Source organism: Legionella bozemanae, from assembly GCF_001648595.1.
In the GTDB taxonomy this organism is placed as follows: Bacteria; Pseudomonadota; Gammaproteobacteria; order Legionellales; family Legionellaceae; genus Legionella; species Legionella bozemanae.
This window is the reverse complement of record NZ_LBAW01000002.1, coordinates 63,168-78,549: the sequence shown is the minus strand read 5'-3', so window position 1 is coordinate 78,549 and position 15,382 is coordinate 63,168. Positions and strand designations below refer to the sequence as shown.

Genomic DNA, 15,382 nt, shown 5'->3' with positions numbered 1-15,382 from the left:
GTCATAAAATACATTTGCACACGACTACTCTGAGCTTGCCACAGCAGTGGGCAACACAAAGCTTGAATGATAACTCAGAATTATAGATGAACAAAATGCATAAAATGGGCTAGAGGCTTGAAGCCCCCAGCTTATAAGTGATGATTATCCAATCTAGTTTTGCAGTGCAAGGGCACTGGTAGTGCTTTTCTCATTATTCAACGAATAATTCATTTTCTTCCTTAATAGCTCGCGAGCAGGTTGCTCAATGAAATAATGAAGCAGCGTAGCGACGACAATAGCAGCAGCTAAATCAAGGACAAGGGGTAAGTGAAAGGGATGTAAAATTACTTGCACCATAAGTGCAGATAAATAAAGAGCATAAGAAATTTTGCCCATGAAAAATGCTAATTTATTCCCAAAAAGCAGTTTGGACAGTCCTGAGTTATTGGAAAGGCCCATGATAATCAATGTGGCAGGAACTACTGTTTCCCATAATGTAGCACAGTAAAAACTCAGAATAAGAGATACGCCAACTAGAGTCAAAATATCATAAACGACGCTATTATTCACCCATTTTTTGAGCTTTTCTACCAGAAAATACACGATACATCCCCAGAGGAATGCCCAGAAAAATAGTACTAGAGAAATTCCATGAGAAAATGTAAATTGACGGCCTGGATTTAGAAATTGATGTGCTATTCCCCAATTTATAAGAGCATCATAAAAAGAATACCTTATCTGAGAGTAGATAATTGCCATAATGATTAACAATAACCACAAAGGAGCTTTAGCAAGTCTGCGGATGAATAGCGGAAAAAGCAGATAGCTGAAAAACTCGGTACTTACTGACCATGAAGGTTGATTCCACGAAAGAAATTCGGTGAATCCCCAGGCGTGGAGTAGTGTAAGGTTTAATATAAATGTTTTCCATGTATTACTTGGCTGAGCATCAATTCCCACCCAGACAAAAACACTATAAAGTATCAATGTCACTAAATGTAGTGGATATACGCGCGCGAAGCGGGCAAACATAAAACTACGGTATCCGATTGTTTTTTTTGCAAACTTGGAAGAATATACATAGGAAAGGATAAAACCAGAAAGCACAAAAAATATTGTAACGCCTGAGGCGCCATAACTGGCAAGTTTCATTGCAAAAGTATCGCCTTGCCCTCCCCCGGTTAGATGTAAGAAAAAAACCCAAAGTGCAGCATATCCACGAAGGCCGGTTAAGCCTTTTATTTCTGTTGAGTCAGAATTAGCAAAGAATTTCCTATTCAATAGTTCCATATTAATTCCTCACTTTTAACTATGAAGATTTTATTGACGCCTACACTTTGGCTTTATCTGGATAGCACTTGCCATAAATAAAAATTAAGAGTATTGGAAGGTCTGGATTAAGTCTCGATTTTCTGTAAGATTTCTGAAAAGATTTTCAAAAACAAAAATGGCTCAACAGATGCCTTCCTAACTGTACCTTTTTGCCAGCGGTTGAGCATACTATAAACCATAATAATATGATAGTTGAGATTGCCCCCTACGAGTCACTTATCGACTACTTCTCAACTACCTAAATTTACAATATGATAGTCATTGTGCGCTAGCTAATAGCTGTACATCATGCGCTGACCCGAGTTGGCAGCGACTTTCATTGTTAATTTTTTTGGAGGACTTGATCCATGCGACAGGTACCTGTAGTGTGTCTCACTTTTTATCATCATGCTTACTTCTCTTCATTAAGGAGTAACGCAGCATGAAAATTCATGATTTCAAACGTAAAAAAGAAGAACAACAAAAAATTTCCATGATTACCTGCTATGATTATCCATCTGCTTGCATTGTAGCTGAATCAAATATTGATTGTGTTTTGGTCGGAGATTCTGTAGCCATGGCAGTACATGGCCATGATACTACCATTATGGCTACTATGGAGATGATGATCCTTCATACCCAAGCAGTAGCGCGTGGCTTAAAACAGCAATTTTTAATCAGCGACCTTCCCTTTTTAAGTCATAAAAACTCACTGACTCAATCTGTAGAAAATGTAAAACGCCTACTTCAAGCAGGAGCCCATGCGGTGAAAATTGAAGGGGCTGATGCAGATACATGCCAGACTATTTCTTATCTAGTCAATGCGGGTGTTCCCGTTATAGGTCATATCGGTTTAACCCCTCAATCCATTCATCAATTAGGCGGCTATAAAGTACAGGGAAAAAACGAGGAACAGGCAGAAAAACTTATCCGGCAAGCTTATCAACTAGAAGCAGCAGGCTGTTTTGCTCTGGTGCTCGAATGCATACCTCAACAGTTGGCCTTAACAATAACTAAGTCATTGAATATACCTACAATTGGTATTGGCGCGGGTTCTCATACCGATGGACAAGTGCTTGTTTGGCATGACCTGTTGGGCTTACAAACTGATTTTAATCCTAAATTTGTTAAAAGATACATTCAAGGCAAAGAAATTCTGTTGAATGCATTAAATACCTATGTTCAACAGGTTCAACAAGTTAGTTTTCCAACAACTGAACATTCATTTTAATCGGAGAGCAGAATAATTCTCAGAATAAGGTAATGAGAGTTATTCTGTTCGCTTAGGAGTAACTCATGCACGTTTTTCACAATCTTGACGAATGGTTACGCTTTCGTAACTCTTTATCTAATGAATTAACTCTGGGCTTTGCACCAACAATGGGTAATTTACATGCCGGGCATGCGTCTTTGTTTTTAGCCAGCCAAAAAGAAAATGACCATACTGCTTCCAGCTTATTCATAAATCCTACGCAATTTAATCAGGCTGAAGACTTTAAACATTACCCTAGAACATTAGAAGCAGATCTCAAAATTATGGAAGATTCCGGTGTTGATTTTTGTATTCTTCCCGATGAAAAATCAATCTATGCTGATGGATACAATTATCAGGTGCATGAGCGCCAGCTTTGTCAACTCATGGAAGGGGCTTATCGGCCTGGACATTTTAACGGTGTATTAACTGTTGTCATGAAACTATTGAATTTAGTTAAGCCTCATCGCGCTTATTTCGGTGAAAAAGATTATCAACAATACTTATTAATTCAGGGAATGGCTAAAGCATTTTTTATGGATATTGAAATCAAAGTGTGTCCCACAATTCGTGAAGCAAGTGGTTTGGCTTACAGTTCGCGCAATAACCGACTCAATAAAGAGCAAAAAACTTTAGCTGAAGAATTTGCAGCACTATTCCAGCAAAAAAAGTTAACATGCGCGCAAATCATCAAGGAATTAACTGCAAAAGGCATGACTGTAGAATATGTTGAAGAGCATCAAAATCGTCGCTTTGCGGCAATACGAATTGGTGACATACGACTCATTGATAATTATTTATTAGGGTAAATTTCGCGTGGCTCTCTCAGGGAAAAGCAGCGAGGTGTGGGCTGAGATTTGATCAAGAGGCAGTTGCAGGCATCCAGTATCTACAATAATTCGGGAATTGCTTCGTCTGGAACCTCTTTCGTTGTAGCAGGCTGTGAAACAATGTGCTGATGTGGCATGCCAAGAGCAGTAGATTGTGCAGGAATACCAGCCCAATGGGTATTTTCCGGTAAACATTCCCCTTTCATGAGTAAAGAAAGACTACCTAAAGAAGAATTGTTCTCCATTAGCGTGTTGTAAAGAACAATTGAACCTACACCAACATTACAGCCAGAACCAATAGTGACATGAGATACTTTAAATATTCTATCTTCATAGAGATGAGTTTGGATTATTGTCTCAGCATTAATGCAGACATCATCACCAATGGTAATTAAATCAAACTCAGAAAACTCCGCACTATCTGTAAAAACCCTCTTCCCTGCTTTGGTTCCCAGGCAACGATGTACCCAAAGCGCAAAAGGAGTTCCTAAAACTTTGTTGGTCCAATGGGGATTCGTATAATAATTATATGAATATTCAATCACATCATTTTTCCAAATAAACGAGTCCCAAATAGGTTTAGTCAAAGGTTTTAATTTACCTAAAATTCCCCATTTCAGAGCAACCAATATTCCAACAAGACAGACGGTAATAAACATTTCTGTTGGCGGAAGAACCAGCGCTGTAATAAACCACGAATATTTGCTCAACATATAATCCAATACATAAAGCATATTGAATAACCCAATCAATGAAAATGTTGATGGTAAAATAATTCGCATAAACTCAATGAATAAACGCATGCAATAGAGCTTTTTAGATGGATAAAATGTATCTTTATCAGAAAAACCAACAAATAACTCTCGTTTTGGTAGGAAGACGGCCGGAGAACCTAACCACGCAGAATAAGATTCCATTGCTTTATCACTTGGCGGAGTTACCGATAAACATCCTAATAAAGTACCCTCACCCATGGATTTACCTGCAGACAACAAACTCACATTCCCTACAAAAGCTCTACGTCCGATTGCCACCGGAGCAAAAGAAATGAACCCATTGTATACATGAGGCCAGGCTAAAGCGACTGAACTGGCAGTAAAACCACCTTCTTCAATAGTCACCAGGTCAGGAATAATATGAGGTGTTTCTCCCATTTCTACCCCTTTACCCAGTTTTGCCCCCAATAAACGTAAAAAAGCTGGCATATACAAGGTATCTGCCATTACGGAGATTTCATCCCCGTCCAGTAATTTCACCATGATCCAATGACGGAAATAATACAAACTCTTCAAGGGATAATTTCCTGGTTTGACCTTATCCATAATAATCTTTTTACAGAGCACAATGCATGAATAATATAAGCCTAAAAAGAGAATTGCCCCTAAAGGTATGGCAAAAAACATCGTCGTAAAATAATGGCTTTGATCATAGTAATAGCTAATCAAAGAGATTGAGGGAATTAAACATAAGTAATATATCCCCATGACAAAAACGATGCCTAAGTAATGCAAAATACCAAAAAGAGTATTTTCCAGCATACTCGATTCTTCAACGATAACTTTTTTCCGGGTAATATGGTCAACAGGAATAATACCAGGGACTGCGGGAGAACCTGAAAAATAGGTTCCTTGAGAAATTAAACTGTGATCAGGCAGCATGGACATTTCATCCAGCACCGCATTGTCTTCAATCTGAGTATTTAATCCAACTACTGCACGGGAACCTACATAACAATTATTACCGATACTGATGGCTCCTATTTTTAACCATCCATCTTCAACGATATAACCATTAAGCCTGCAATCAGCACCAATAGAAGTATTATCTCCTATAGTTAATAAATCATGGGCAGAAATCTGCATGGAACCCAAATAACAGTTTTTACCTATTTTGGCACCTAATAAGCGATAATAAATAGCGGCCAATGGCGAGCCAACTAAAAATTTAGCTAAAAACAAATTCTTTTGCAGTCTTTGTACTAACCACCAGCGATAATAAAACCACCCCCAAAGCGGATATTTTCCAGGTTTCACTCGACCCAGTAAGAGCCATTTCAAACCAATCGTAATGAATAACGAAATGATTGGCATAGATAAAAATAATGCTAAAAATGCAAGCTGGGATTCCCTGGAAATAATTGAATATTCAGAACTAACCCAGCTGTAACACAAAACAACTGCGAGCAGTTGTAAAGTGCCTACTGCATATTGCAATAAACAACCAAAAAACTGACCGATACCACATACATAGTATTTCCATTGTGGCACCCTATACTTTTTGGGAACTGGCTGATTTTCATCAACATGTGCATTGAGATGAGGTTCACGAAACTTCTGCTCCAGCTGAGCAATGGTTGGATTTTTATATAAATCCAAAATTGAGATATTTTTTAAGGCAGATATTTTGCGCAAATTAGAAATCACTTTTGCCGCATGTAATGAGTGTCCGCCTAAATCATAGAAAAAGTCTGCATTTACAGAAATCTTCTTACAATCAAAAACTTTTTCCCAAACACCTGCCATTTCCTTAGCCAATTCAGATTCAGGTGCCTTATAAAGATTTTCTTCTTTTTGTTGTATTGGCTTAGGAAGTTCTTTACGATTTACCTTGCCACTCGCTAAAACTGGAAAAGTTTCCAAAATTTCGATTAACGACGGGAGCATATAATCCGGTAAGCGTGACCTTAAAAAAGCTTTAAATTCATTTACATCGAACGTCTTATGTGCGTCAAGAATCAAATAAGCAACTAAAATAGGTTGCTCCAGTATTTGCAAGGAAACCACTGCCTGTTTAATTCCGCCATATTGCATAATAACGGTTTCAATTTCATTGAGTTCAATGCGAAACCCACGCAATTTAACTTGATCATCCACACGTCCTGCAAAATGCAAGTTACCATTAGAATCTCTTGAAACTAAATCACCTGTTCGATATAAACGTTGATTTTTATTTACAGGATTTAAAACGAATTTTTCTGCTGTAGTCTCAGGCCGATTGACATAACCACGAGCCAAGGCAACTCCAGCAATACAAAGCTCGCCTTCCTCACCGTCTGCTACTTCCTGCAAGTGTTCATCCACAACGAGTACTTCATAACCAGGTAAAGGTTTACCAATAGTAATGCCTTGATCAGGATGACATTCTGCATAAGTCGCGATAATTGTTGCTTCCGTAGGACCATAAGTATTGATAATGCGCAGACCTACTCTACTCCAGCGCTTAACCAAACTAGGTGGACAAGTCTCTCCTCCTAAGATTAAAAGACGCAGATCAGGTAATTGTCCTTCTAAGGAAGACAATAAAGTAGGAACGGTTGAAAAAACACTAACCCGGTGTTGTTGCAAAAAAGAAATCAGGCCCAAACCAGAGCGCACCTCTTTTGCAGTACATGCAACAAGGACAGCACCATTAGCAAAAGCCATCCAAAACTCTTCTAAAGAGGCATCGAATGCCAATGAAAAACCTTGATATACCTTATCATAACTCTTTATATCATAAAGCTTGCTCGCAACTTCAACATAATGGCAAATGCTGCGTTGCGTAATTTCTACTCCTTTGGGCTTTCCTGTTGATCCCGAAGTGTAAATGATATAACACAAATCATCGGCGCTTAAATCGCCTTGGGTAGTTAGCCTATGCGTGGAGTAGTTGGAAATTTCTTTGGCAAGCGTATCAACTGCATAAAAAGTTGGCCATGTCAGATTTTTTTGGGCCAATTGCATAGAGGAAGTTAAAACTGCATCAAAGGGCAGATCAGAAAAAATATAGTTAATACGTTCGTCAGGATAATCTACTTCAATAGGTACATAAGCCGCACCTGTTTTTAAAATGGCGAGTATAGCAACATAGCACTCTATTGAACGCTCTAGCAGAATACCCACAATGCTTCCCCTGGATATTTTATTCTCATAGAGATAATGAGCTAATTGATTCGCACGATTTTCTAATTCCTGGTAGGAAATAAATGCATTATCACAAATCAAAGCAATATTGCTTGGATAATTATCAACTGATTGTTCAAAAAAGTGATGCAATTTCATAGTGTTATATTGGGGTGAAAAACTCAAGTTTGAATTGACTCCTACTAATTGTACCATTTTTCCACAATTTTAATTGATTTTTTTATTGCTTATTTTTAACAAAAAGAGGAGAGTAAGAACTTTGTTAATGCAATGATATTATATTTAGCAACAATAGTAAAAGGCTTATGAAAAAAACGCAGCAGCCGGAATATTTTCAGATTATAGGACCTGTTTCCTTTCACGTGAATAACTTGGCTTTCGGATACCAAAGCGCAGCGTACACAGTATGTGATAATTGAATCAAATAATCTCAGCGGATTTATTTGGGCAATGGGCTCTTTTTGAATGGATGACAGCCCTGAGCAATCCAGAGTGGAATTTCATTCCGCATGCAGGAAGGGGGCTTACAAGTAAACCTCAAGGTCTTTTCCTCGTTGTTTGTGTACATCTTGAGCCACTCACCTCTGCACTGTCCGACGTATAAGCTCCTCCGGATAGATTCTCTAATGTCTCATCTGAAAGTCTCTTATAATTTTTCTTTGCGAGTTTCTTTTGATTTTTGCCCATAGTTTATTGTCCGCAAAATCATCATGTGACTTATTTCAGCACAGTTATTGTTCAATAATATATCAAATCCAAAGGGGATAAATTTGACAAAAAATGGTCATTATGTAAAATCATCTGCTGAAAATAAAGGGGCTTGCTGGCGAGAAAAAATGAATGATATAGAGCTTGGGAAAATTGAAGAAAGATTAGAAAATATTATCGCAAAGAAAGTAGCTGTCAGCGCGCAGCTGCGATTTGATTTATTTAAGTTGCTGGTTGCAGAAGATGCCGTTTTTCCTGAAAAAATTCATTTAAAAATAATTCGTCGGATTTTTGATCATGATTTGCAATTTGCAAAAACCATTATTTCTGGGTGGGAAAATAAAGAGCGAGCCAATTCGATTTTGCGCAATATTGAAACTCATTTTTCTCAGGTTAATCTTCCTGAAGAAATGAATTTTTTTGAGCATTCTTATTATTGCTACACACTCTCCGCTATTATGTCGGGGATTGCATTGGAATCTTTGGAAAAAGAATACCAAAAGCAAATCAATACGATGGTTTATGGTGTTGTTCATCCCTATGGTGAATGGACTATTAAAACTGAATTTGAAAATCAGAATTATTCAAAATTTATCTGTCATGTTTCCAAAACAGGGTTGTCAACTATTCAACAATTGAATGATATGACTGTTTTCAGAGTGAATCCCAATGCAGACTTTATTGGTCTTCGTATGCTTGCACTGCCATGCCATGAACACCCAGAGTTTGACGGGGTGAAAGAGATGGTCGTAGATGGTAAAAAGCAGGCAGTGCAAGCGCTTCAAGTGCTAATACATGATTTGATTCATGCTGCTTTTTTAAGAAGACATCTTGAAAAAGACCCCGTAGATTTTCGGCAGCGCTTTAATACGATGGGCGTATTATTTGAGAGGGTAAAAAATGATAGCGGCTTACAGGAAAATAAACAGTTAAATAATTTAGTAACGCTTGCACTTTATTTTAATTTCCATGAGTTTACGACTTCAATTTTTGTAGATGGTATTCCGCACACTTTGCCGCGACGTCATTTCAGAGCACACGGGAAATATGCTAATGAACCACAGCTAGCCTTAAGACTCGCAGAAAAACTGCACTTGCACACAGGCTTGTTTCAGCGTGAAGTTGATGTTGAAACAAGTGCATTTAAAGCTGTTGGAATTGAACTTGATGAGACAAAGTCTGGTCATCAGCGAGTTATCGAAATGATGGATGCTTTAGATCCAGCTTTTCAATACCTGGTCGAAAATTATGCTGAATTTTATAATGTGAAATCTCGGAACTGGGCTTTCGCTCTATTTAAGCGAGAAACTGGTTATGTTGTCAAAAAACTTACTCAGGAGACGCAAAATGAAAAGGACCTTTGTTGTATTATGTAGAGGCTCGGAACAATATCAATATGGTGATCACCCTGTTTGATTAAAAATACGCAGTTCGTATAATTCCTAAAGTCTTCACCTGAAGGAAACAGATGTTGGATGAGCTTATTCCACACTCATTGAAAGTACCAGCAGATATCATTCTGCCCCATGTGCCTTTGGATTACAAAACAGTCCAAAATTTAATTTAACCTGCAAGCACTGGGATTTTTTTAGAGTTAATACAGCTACCAGTACTTTAGCGTAAGAAAATTGGCTTTCTTGCTTTGTTTCAATGGGAATATAATGAAATATCCCCTTTTAATCAATTTTGAAAAGGGGAATATGTGAAAGACAGTCCTGTCGAGCATTTTTGCCTCTTTTTAACGAAGACTAGGCTCGATTTTTACATCAAGTTGAGGTTACTTAATGAAAATTTCTTGCAAAAAACCAATCATGGCTTCCCATGAGCGTTGAGCAGCTACTGCGTTATAAATAGTTCCCAATTGCGTATCATGTGCCAGTGGATTAGTAAATGCATGCTGTATATGCCCATACATATGCATTTGCCAATCTACGTTTGCTTCAGTCATTTCTTTGCAAAATTCATGTACCTTATCAGGTTGAACCATTGGGTCATCATAACCATGCAACGCTAAAATTTTGGCCTTTATTGGTTCAGATTTTAAATTGCCAGGCTTGTGCAGCAAACCATGAAAACTCACGACCCCTTTAAGATCTGCCCCAGAGCGTGCCAACTCAAGAGCACACAAACCACCAAAACAAAATCCAATAATTGCAACCCGCTTATTGTCAACCTCAGGCATGGAGCATACAGCAGCCAACCCAGCTTGAATACGACGGCGCAATAAAAGTTGATCAGAAATCAAAGGGTTCATTAACGCTTGTTTTTCTTCAGTAGTAGAGCCAAGCTGGCCGCCCCCATACAAATCTACTGCAAAGCCTACATAACCCATTTCAGCAAGTAATTTTGCTTTGTTGCACGCAAATTCATTACGACCGGACCAATCATGAACTACCAATACTGCAGGACGTGGCTCAGCACGAGACGTGTCATATGCGACAAAGCCATGGAGTTCTTGCTCATTATCATGATAAATATAATTTGAAGTATGCATCTCAAGCTCCCTGAAATAAAACTAGAATTAACTTTTAGGAACCTAGTTTATAAAATTGAATGAAAGAGATAAAGTTATGAATTACATTAAGGTCAACAACAGCCCCCAGAGTATTTTCTGTTAGATCGACACAATATTTTTGAGTTTCAACTACTTCCCTTCATCAAGGAAATCGATTTTCCCTCTTGCCATCCAGCTTTTACAGAGAGCAAAAGATGTCATAAAGAATCTTGTTGGCAATGGCCATTGAGCAAAAAACTATAGAGTGTTCTTTTTTAGTCTACACTTACAGTAAACTCTAAAGGGGATATAATCATGATAACTTCATCATTAATCCATGTAAGAGATGTTTTACATGCACAATTGTGTTATCAGGCTTTTATTACTCCTATCTTTTTTCCCTTGGAAAAAGAATATCGACATTTTGCCAAACTGGCTTGTGAGTTTATTGAAGCAAGACGTACGGAGGTAATTCATGAGGAATTTCCACGACATCATGTATTACACCGTTTCGCGCCACAGAAAAATGCACGGGGGAAAAAAGTACTGATCACTCATGGATGGATATCACGTGCAGCATATATGGCTCGCATAATCCAGGCACTTCATCAACAAGGATATGAAGTATATGCTCTTGATTTCCCGGCACATGGTGAAGCAAAAGGTTTGCAATTACCCTGGACTGATGCAGTCGCTATTTTGAAAGATGCAATCAATCAGCATGGACCTTTCTATGCGGTTATTGGCCATTCGTTTGGCGGATCCATGCTCCTCAACACCCTGAATGTTGCGGGTCAACTTCCTGAATGGCAATTAAATCATAAACCAGAACGGGCGATTTTAATTGCATCGCCCACACAAATGCGGAGCCCCGTTAACCGGATTGCAAAAAAATTTAAACTAAGTGGCCATGGTTATCTGCAGCTACGTCATGTTATGAAGCAACAAGCGCGCTTCGACATTAATCTGGTCCGTTTACACCATTTCATTTCTCAATCACCCAACATTTCTTTTTTATGCATACACGGTGAATTAGATAAAACGATTAGTACTAAAGAATCGATTGAATTCTGTAAAAAATACCCGGACTCCAGACTTTGTCTACTTCCTGATGCAAATCATGTGAGCGTCTTAATAGATGAACGAGTAGGACATTTAGTTTGTGATTTTTTGGCATAAAAGGAAACGGCTGTATTGGGCGCATCTTGCGCTCAAATCCAACCGTTCGAGTAAAACATTAACATGGGGAACCTTGAGCTATTAGGGTTTTTATCCTTCATTTCACTCAGGTTACATATAATTAAAGAAATTACTCGCTTTCTATATATTGCCGCAGCTTTTTCATGGCATTTTTTTCAAGCTGCCTAACCCGCTCCGCGGATACCCCGTACTTTTTAGCCAAATCATGCAGTGTTAACTTTTCTTCGGCTAACCAACGTTGTTGTAAAATATCCTGGCTGCGCTCATCGAGCTGCTCTAAAGCAACCATCAGCTTCTCACGCCCACGATCTCCAACACTTTCCTTTTCCAGTAACACAGACGGATCATCATTAGCATTAAATAAATAACGCTCAGGTGCTGTGTAAAATTCATCGTGTTCATCCGCATCAGGAGCATCATAAGGTGTGTCCATAGCGTTCAAACGTTGCTCCATTACTAGCACATCTTCGCGACTTACACCCAAATCATTTGCTACAGCAGTTACCTCTTCATGACTCATCCAGCCCAAACGATTTTTCATTTGGCGAAGATTAAAAAATAACTTTCGCTGTGCTTTAGTTGTTGCAATTTTAACGATACGCCAGTTGCGTAAAACAAATTCATGGATTTCTGCTTTTATCCAATGTACCGCAAAGGAAACAAGACGTACGCCCATCTTAGGGTCGAAACGTTTTACTGCCTTCATCAAACCAATATTACCTTCCTGAATCAAATCATTCAGAGGCAAGCCGTATCCCAAATAACCACGAGCTACACGAACAACATAACGCAAATGAGCAAGAACCAATCGCCGCGCAGCCTCAAGGTCTCCTTCAGCATGAAAACGCTCGGCACAGGCAATTTCTTCCTCTAAAGACAACATAGGAATTTGATTAACCCTGTGAATGTAAGCATCAAGGCTTCCCACAGGTAAATTCATTTCGGCAAGTTGCAAATATTGACTCATGCTTCTTTCCTCTAAAACTTCTCTGTAAAATAAGGTAAAAAAATAAGAGGGGACTTATAATTGAGGCTCAATGGAAGCCAATTGACGTTTTACCGATAAACGTGCCCCCATCCATCCTAGTATAACTGCAAATAAAACAAGTAGCAAGATCTGGCGCATTGATAAACTTTTTAGCGGATAGTGCATTTGATAAGCAACCGCCAACTGATCTACAGCAGCTTCCAAACTGAAGATAAAAATATTCACCATAAAGACAGCAAAAACAGCCCCTAAGGCACCATACCAAACCCCCGAATATAAAAAAGGTCTGAGGATAAAAGGATCTTTTGCTCCAATTAACTTTAACACTTGAATCTCTTCTTGTCGACTATGAAGAGCCAAGCGTAACGTAGTGCCAACGATCATAATCACAGCCATGGCTAATAAGGCGAGTAAAGCATCTGCAAACTTGGCAGCAAAACCTAAAAGCGCATGCAAGCGGCTTATCCACTCCATATCAACTTTTGCATTTTCCACTTGTGCTATGGTCTGTAATTTCCGTGCCAATAAATCCAATTTTGCAGGGGAGTCAATGATCAAGGCAGGCACAACATCCACTACCGCAGGCAGAGGATTTTCAGGAAGATAACGCATAATATCCTGCATCCCCTCTTGCTGGGTTAATTCCGATAAACCGTCACGGGAAGATTTTAAGGAAACTTGAGCTACGCCGTCTGTTTCACGCACTTTTTGTAATAGCAGCTGTTGTTCCGCTTCAGATAAGCCAGGTTTTAAATAAAGAGAAATATGCCCTCCCTTCTGCCAGCTTGCGGTTAATTTAGCGATGTTATCGGAAAATACCCAGAAAAGAGCAGGCAAGGCCAAGGCAATGGCGATCACGAGGGAAGTCATCATGGTTGCTAAAGGTCTGCGGCATAACAAATTTAAACTTTGTATCGCTGCTTGCAAATGATAGGCAAGGATTGCTTGTGCTTGTTTTAACACATTCGTCCTCCTTTAAGCATGACAATACGATGTTTCATTCCTGCGATCAATGCCAAATCATGCGTAGCAATTAATATACTTACCCCTACTTGATTAAACTGCTCAAAAATAGCCATGATTTCTGTAGAAAGTTTGGGGTCAAGATTTCCAGTAGGTTCATCAGCCAATAACAATGCAGGCTTATGCACTACAGCACGAGCAATTCCCACGCGTTGCTGTTCACCTCCTGATAAATGGACAGGGAGCATTTTTTCCTTGCTTAATAGACCTACCATATCCAAGGCCGCATGAACTCTTTTGGCAACCATGGGATAAGCCATACCCCGAATTTGCAAGGGGAGGGCAACATTATCAAATACTGTCCGATCATTAAGTAAGTAAGGTGATTGAAAAGTAATACCCAGCTGGCTGCGATGAGCAGCCACATCACGCTTTTTTAACTGATTCAGACGCAAACCATTGACGAGCAATTGACCCGAAGTAGGCCATTCTAAAAGAGCAATCAATTTAAGTAAGGTACTTTTTCCTGCACCTGAATGCCCGGTAAGAAAAACCATTTCCCCTTTTTGTAAAGAAAAATTTACTTGGCTTAACGCTTCAAAACCACCTGGATAACGTTTAGTCACTTGGTCAAATGTGATCATTGAATAGTGCACCAACAAATTGCGCAGCATCAAAGGGGCGTAAATCCTCTATCCCTTCACCAATCCCTATATAACGAAAGGGCATTCCTAATTCATTCGCAATAGCAAACAAAATTCCACCTTTAGCCGTACCATCCAATTTAGTCATGGTAATTCCAGTTAAACCAATCGCTTCATGAAATTGTCGTGCTTGCACCAAAGCATTTTGCCCTATGCTTGCATCCAATATCAACATCGTCTCATGAGGAGCATCAGGACAAAGTTTCTGTAATACACGCTTTACTTTCTTCAATTCGTCCATCAAATTGCCTTGTGTATGCAACCGGCCTGCAGTATCAGCGATTAAAACATCCATTTTGCGCGCTCTTGCTGCTTGCAGGGCATCAAAAATCACCGAAGCACTATCTGCTCCTGTATGCTGGGCAATTACGGGGATATCATTTCGCTCCCCCCAAACATGCAATTGCTCCACTGCTGCTGCTCTGAAAGTATCTCCAGCAGCCAACATGACCTTCTTGCCTTGTTGCTGGAATTGTTTCGCCAGTTTTCCTATAGTAGTGGTTTTACCTGCACCGTTCACCCCAACCATTAAGATTACAAAAGGAGATTGATCTGCAGTTTCTAAAGTTAAAGGTTGGTTATTCTGGCTTAAAATCGCCTGCAAATGAGATTTCAGCGCATCATAAACAGCATTACCATCAGATAACTGTTTACGAGCCAAACTTTCAGTCAACTGGTTCAGTACAGTTTGCGTTGTCTCCATCCCCAAATCAGCACTGACTAAAAGCGTTTCTAACTCGTCCAACAAATCCTGGCTGATTTCTTTTTTTCCTAATAATAATCGGCCAATTCCATCACCAAGCTGGTGACGGGTTTTGCTTAATCCTTTCCTGAAACGTGCAAAAATTCCTTCTTTTGCAGGCTCTTGTTCCTGTTTGCTTTCTTCTACAGGAGCTTGAGGCAACGAGTCAGTAGTACTTTGTGAATGATTGTCCTCTACAGAGGCGGAATCATGACTTCGTTTAAACCATTTAATCATATAGTGTACAAATCCTGAAAAATATGAAATTCTATCATCTTTTTTACTTTGAGGTTAAGTTGTGCGCAA

General features: G+C 39.1%; 11 protein-coding genes. 4 read left to right on the top strand and 7 right to left on the bottom strand.

Translation table 11 applies throughout. The annotated features are described in order from the left end of the window. Positions 1-153: 153 nt before the first annotated feature. Positions 154-1,272, bottom strand: a complete 1,119-nt coding sequence (locus A8O27_RS02535; RefSeq protein WP_058458020.1) for an acyltransferase family protein — start codon at positions 1,270-1,272, stop codon at positions 154-156. Positions 1,273-1,735: 463 nt separating this feature from the next. Here A8O27_RS02535 and panB point away from each other — a divergent pair, with 463 nt between their 5' ends. Together panB and panC are read left to right on the top strand one after the other, a co-directional pair. Further along, a complete protein-coding gene (gene panB / locus A8O27_RS02530) occupies positions 1,736-2,524 on the top strand; it encodes a 3-methyl-2-oxobutanoate hydroxymethyltransferase (RefSeq protein WP_058458019.1) in 789 nt (262 codons plus the stop codon). Between the two features lie 65 nt (positions 2,525-2,589). Beyond that, positions 2,590-3,354 (top strand): pantoate--beta-alanine ligase, encoded by a 765-nt coding sequence (gene panC, locus A8O27_RS02525; RefSeq protein ID WP_058458018.1) that lies wholly within the window; start codon positions 2,590-2,592, stop codon positions 3,352-3,354. An 80-nt stretch (positions 3,355-3,434) separates the two neighbouring features. On the opposite strand, the gene A8O27_RS02520 is transcribed toward panC, so the two are convergent. After that, positions 3,435-7,472: a Pls/PosA family non-ribosomal peptide synthetase gene (locus A8O27_RS02520; protein WP_244944204.1), complete on the bottom strand. Its 4,038-nt coding sequence runs from the start codon at positions 7,470-7,472 to the stop codon at positions 3,435-3,437. Between the two features lie 575 nt (positions 7,473-8,047). Between A8O27_RS02520 and A8O27_RS02515 the strand changes: the two genes are divergently transcribed. After that, positions 8,048-9,361: a hypothetical protein gene (locus tag A8O27_RS02515; protein ID WP_058458017.1), complete on the top strand. Its 1,314-nt coding sequence runs from the start codon at positions 8,048-8,050 to the stop codon at positions 9,359-9,361. Positions 9,362-9,762: 401 nt separating this feature from the next. On the opposite strand, the gene A8O27_RS02510 is transcribed toward A8O27_RS02515, so the two are convergent. Next, the gene (locus A8O27_RS02510) at positions 9,763-10,479 is read right to left on the bottom strand and encodes a dienelactone hydrolase family protein (RefSeq protein WP_058458016.1); all 717 of its coding nucleotides are present in this window, start codon (positions 10,477-10,479) and stop codon (positions 9,763-9,765) included. Between the two features lie 315 nt (positions 10,480-10,794). Here A8O27_RS02510 and A8O27_RS02505 point away from each other — a divergent pair, with 315 nt between their 5' ends. Beyond that, positions 10,795-11,658 (top strand): alpha/beta hydrolase, encoded by an 864-nt coding sequence (locus A8O27_RS02505; RefSeq protein WP_058458015.1) that lies wholly within the window; start codon positions 10,795-10,797, stop codon positions 11,656-11,658. Between the two features lie 130 nt (positions 11,659-11,788). Here A8O27_RS02505 and rpoH read toward each other — a convergent pair whose 3' ends face one another. Genes rpoH through ftsY form a run of 4 tightly spaced genes read right to left on the bottom strand, consistent with a single transcriptional unit; the run spans position 11,789 to position 15,313 of the window. Next, on the bottom strand, positions 11,789-12,646 hold the full coding sequence (gene rpoH / locus A8O27_RS02500; RefSeq protein ID WP_058458014.1) for an RNA polymerase sigma factor RpoH: 858 nt from the start codon (positions 12,644-12,646) through the stop codon (positions 11,789-11,791). A 54-nt stretch (positions 12,647-12,700) separates the two neighbouring features. Further along, positions 12,701-13,630: a permease-like cell division protein FtsX gene (gene ftsX, locus A8O27_RS02495; RefSeq protein WP_058458013.1), complete on the bottom strand. Its 930-nt coding sequence runs from the start codon at positions 13,628-13,630 to the stop codon at positions 12,701-12,703. Continuing rightward, positions 13,624-14,274 (bottom strand): cell division ATP-binding protein FtsE, encoded by a 651-nt coding sequence (ftsE, locus tag A8O27_RS02490; RefSeq protein ID WP_058458012.1) that lies wholly within the window; start codon positions 14,272-14,274, stop codon positions 13,624-13,626. Before ftsE ends, ftsX begins: the two co-directional genes overlap by 7 nt. Then, a complete protein-coding gene (gene ftsY, locus A8O27_RS02485; protein ID WP_058458011.1) occupies positions 14,261-15,313 on the bottom strand; it encodes a signal recognition particle-docking protein FtsY in 1,053 nt (350 codons plus the stop codon). Before ftsY ends, ftsE begins: the two co-directional genes overlap by 14 nt. Between the last annotated feature and the right edge of the window lie 69 nt (positions 15,314-15,382).

Excerpts from the sequence above, each read along its gene's own strand:
- panB (WP_058458019.1), top strand. The coding sequence starts at position 1,736 with ATGAAAATTCATGATTTCAAACGTAAAAAAGAAGAACAACAAAAAATT.
- rpoH (WP_058458014.1), bottom strand. The coding sequence starts at position 12,646 with ATGAGTCAATATTTGCAACTTGCCGAAATGAATTTACCTGTGGGAAGC.
- ftsE (WP_058458012.1), bottom strand. The coding sequence starts at position 14,274 with ATGATCACATTTGACCAAGTGACTAAACGTTATCCAGGTGGTTTTGAA.
- A8O27_RS02520 (WP_244944204.1), bottom strand. The coding sequence starts at position 7,472 with ATGGTACAATTAGTAGGAGTCAATTCAAACTTGAGTTTTTCACCCCAA.
- A8O27_RS02535 (WP_058458020.1), bottom strand. The coding sequence starts at position 1,272 with ATGGAACTATTGAATAGGAAATTCTTTGCTAATTCTGACTCAACAGAA.
- A8O27_RS02510 (WP_058458016.1), bottom strand. The coding sequence starts at position 10,479 with ATGCATACTTCAAATTATATTTATCATGATAATGAGCAAGAACTCCAT.
- ftsY (WP_058458011.1), bottom strand. The coding sequence starts at position 15,313 with ATGATTAAATGGTTTAAACGAAGTCATGATTCCGCCTCTGTAGAGGAC.
- panC (WP_058458018.1), top strand. The coding sequence starts at position 2,590 with ATGCACGTTTTTCACAATCTTGACGAATGGTTACGCTTTCGTAACTCT.
- A8O27_RS02505 (WP_058458015.1), top strand. The coding sequence starts at position 10,795 with ATGATAACTTCATCATTAATCCATGTAAGAGATGTTTTACATGCACAA.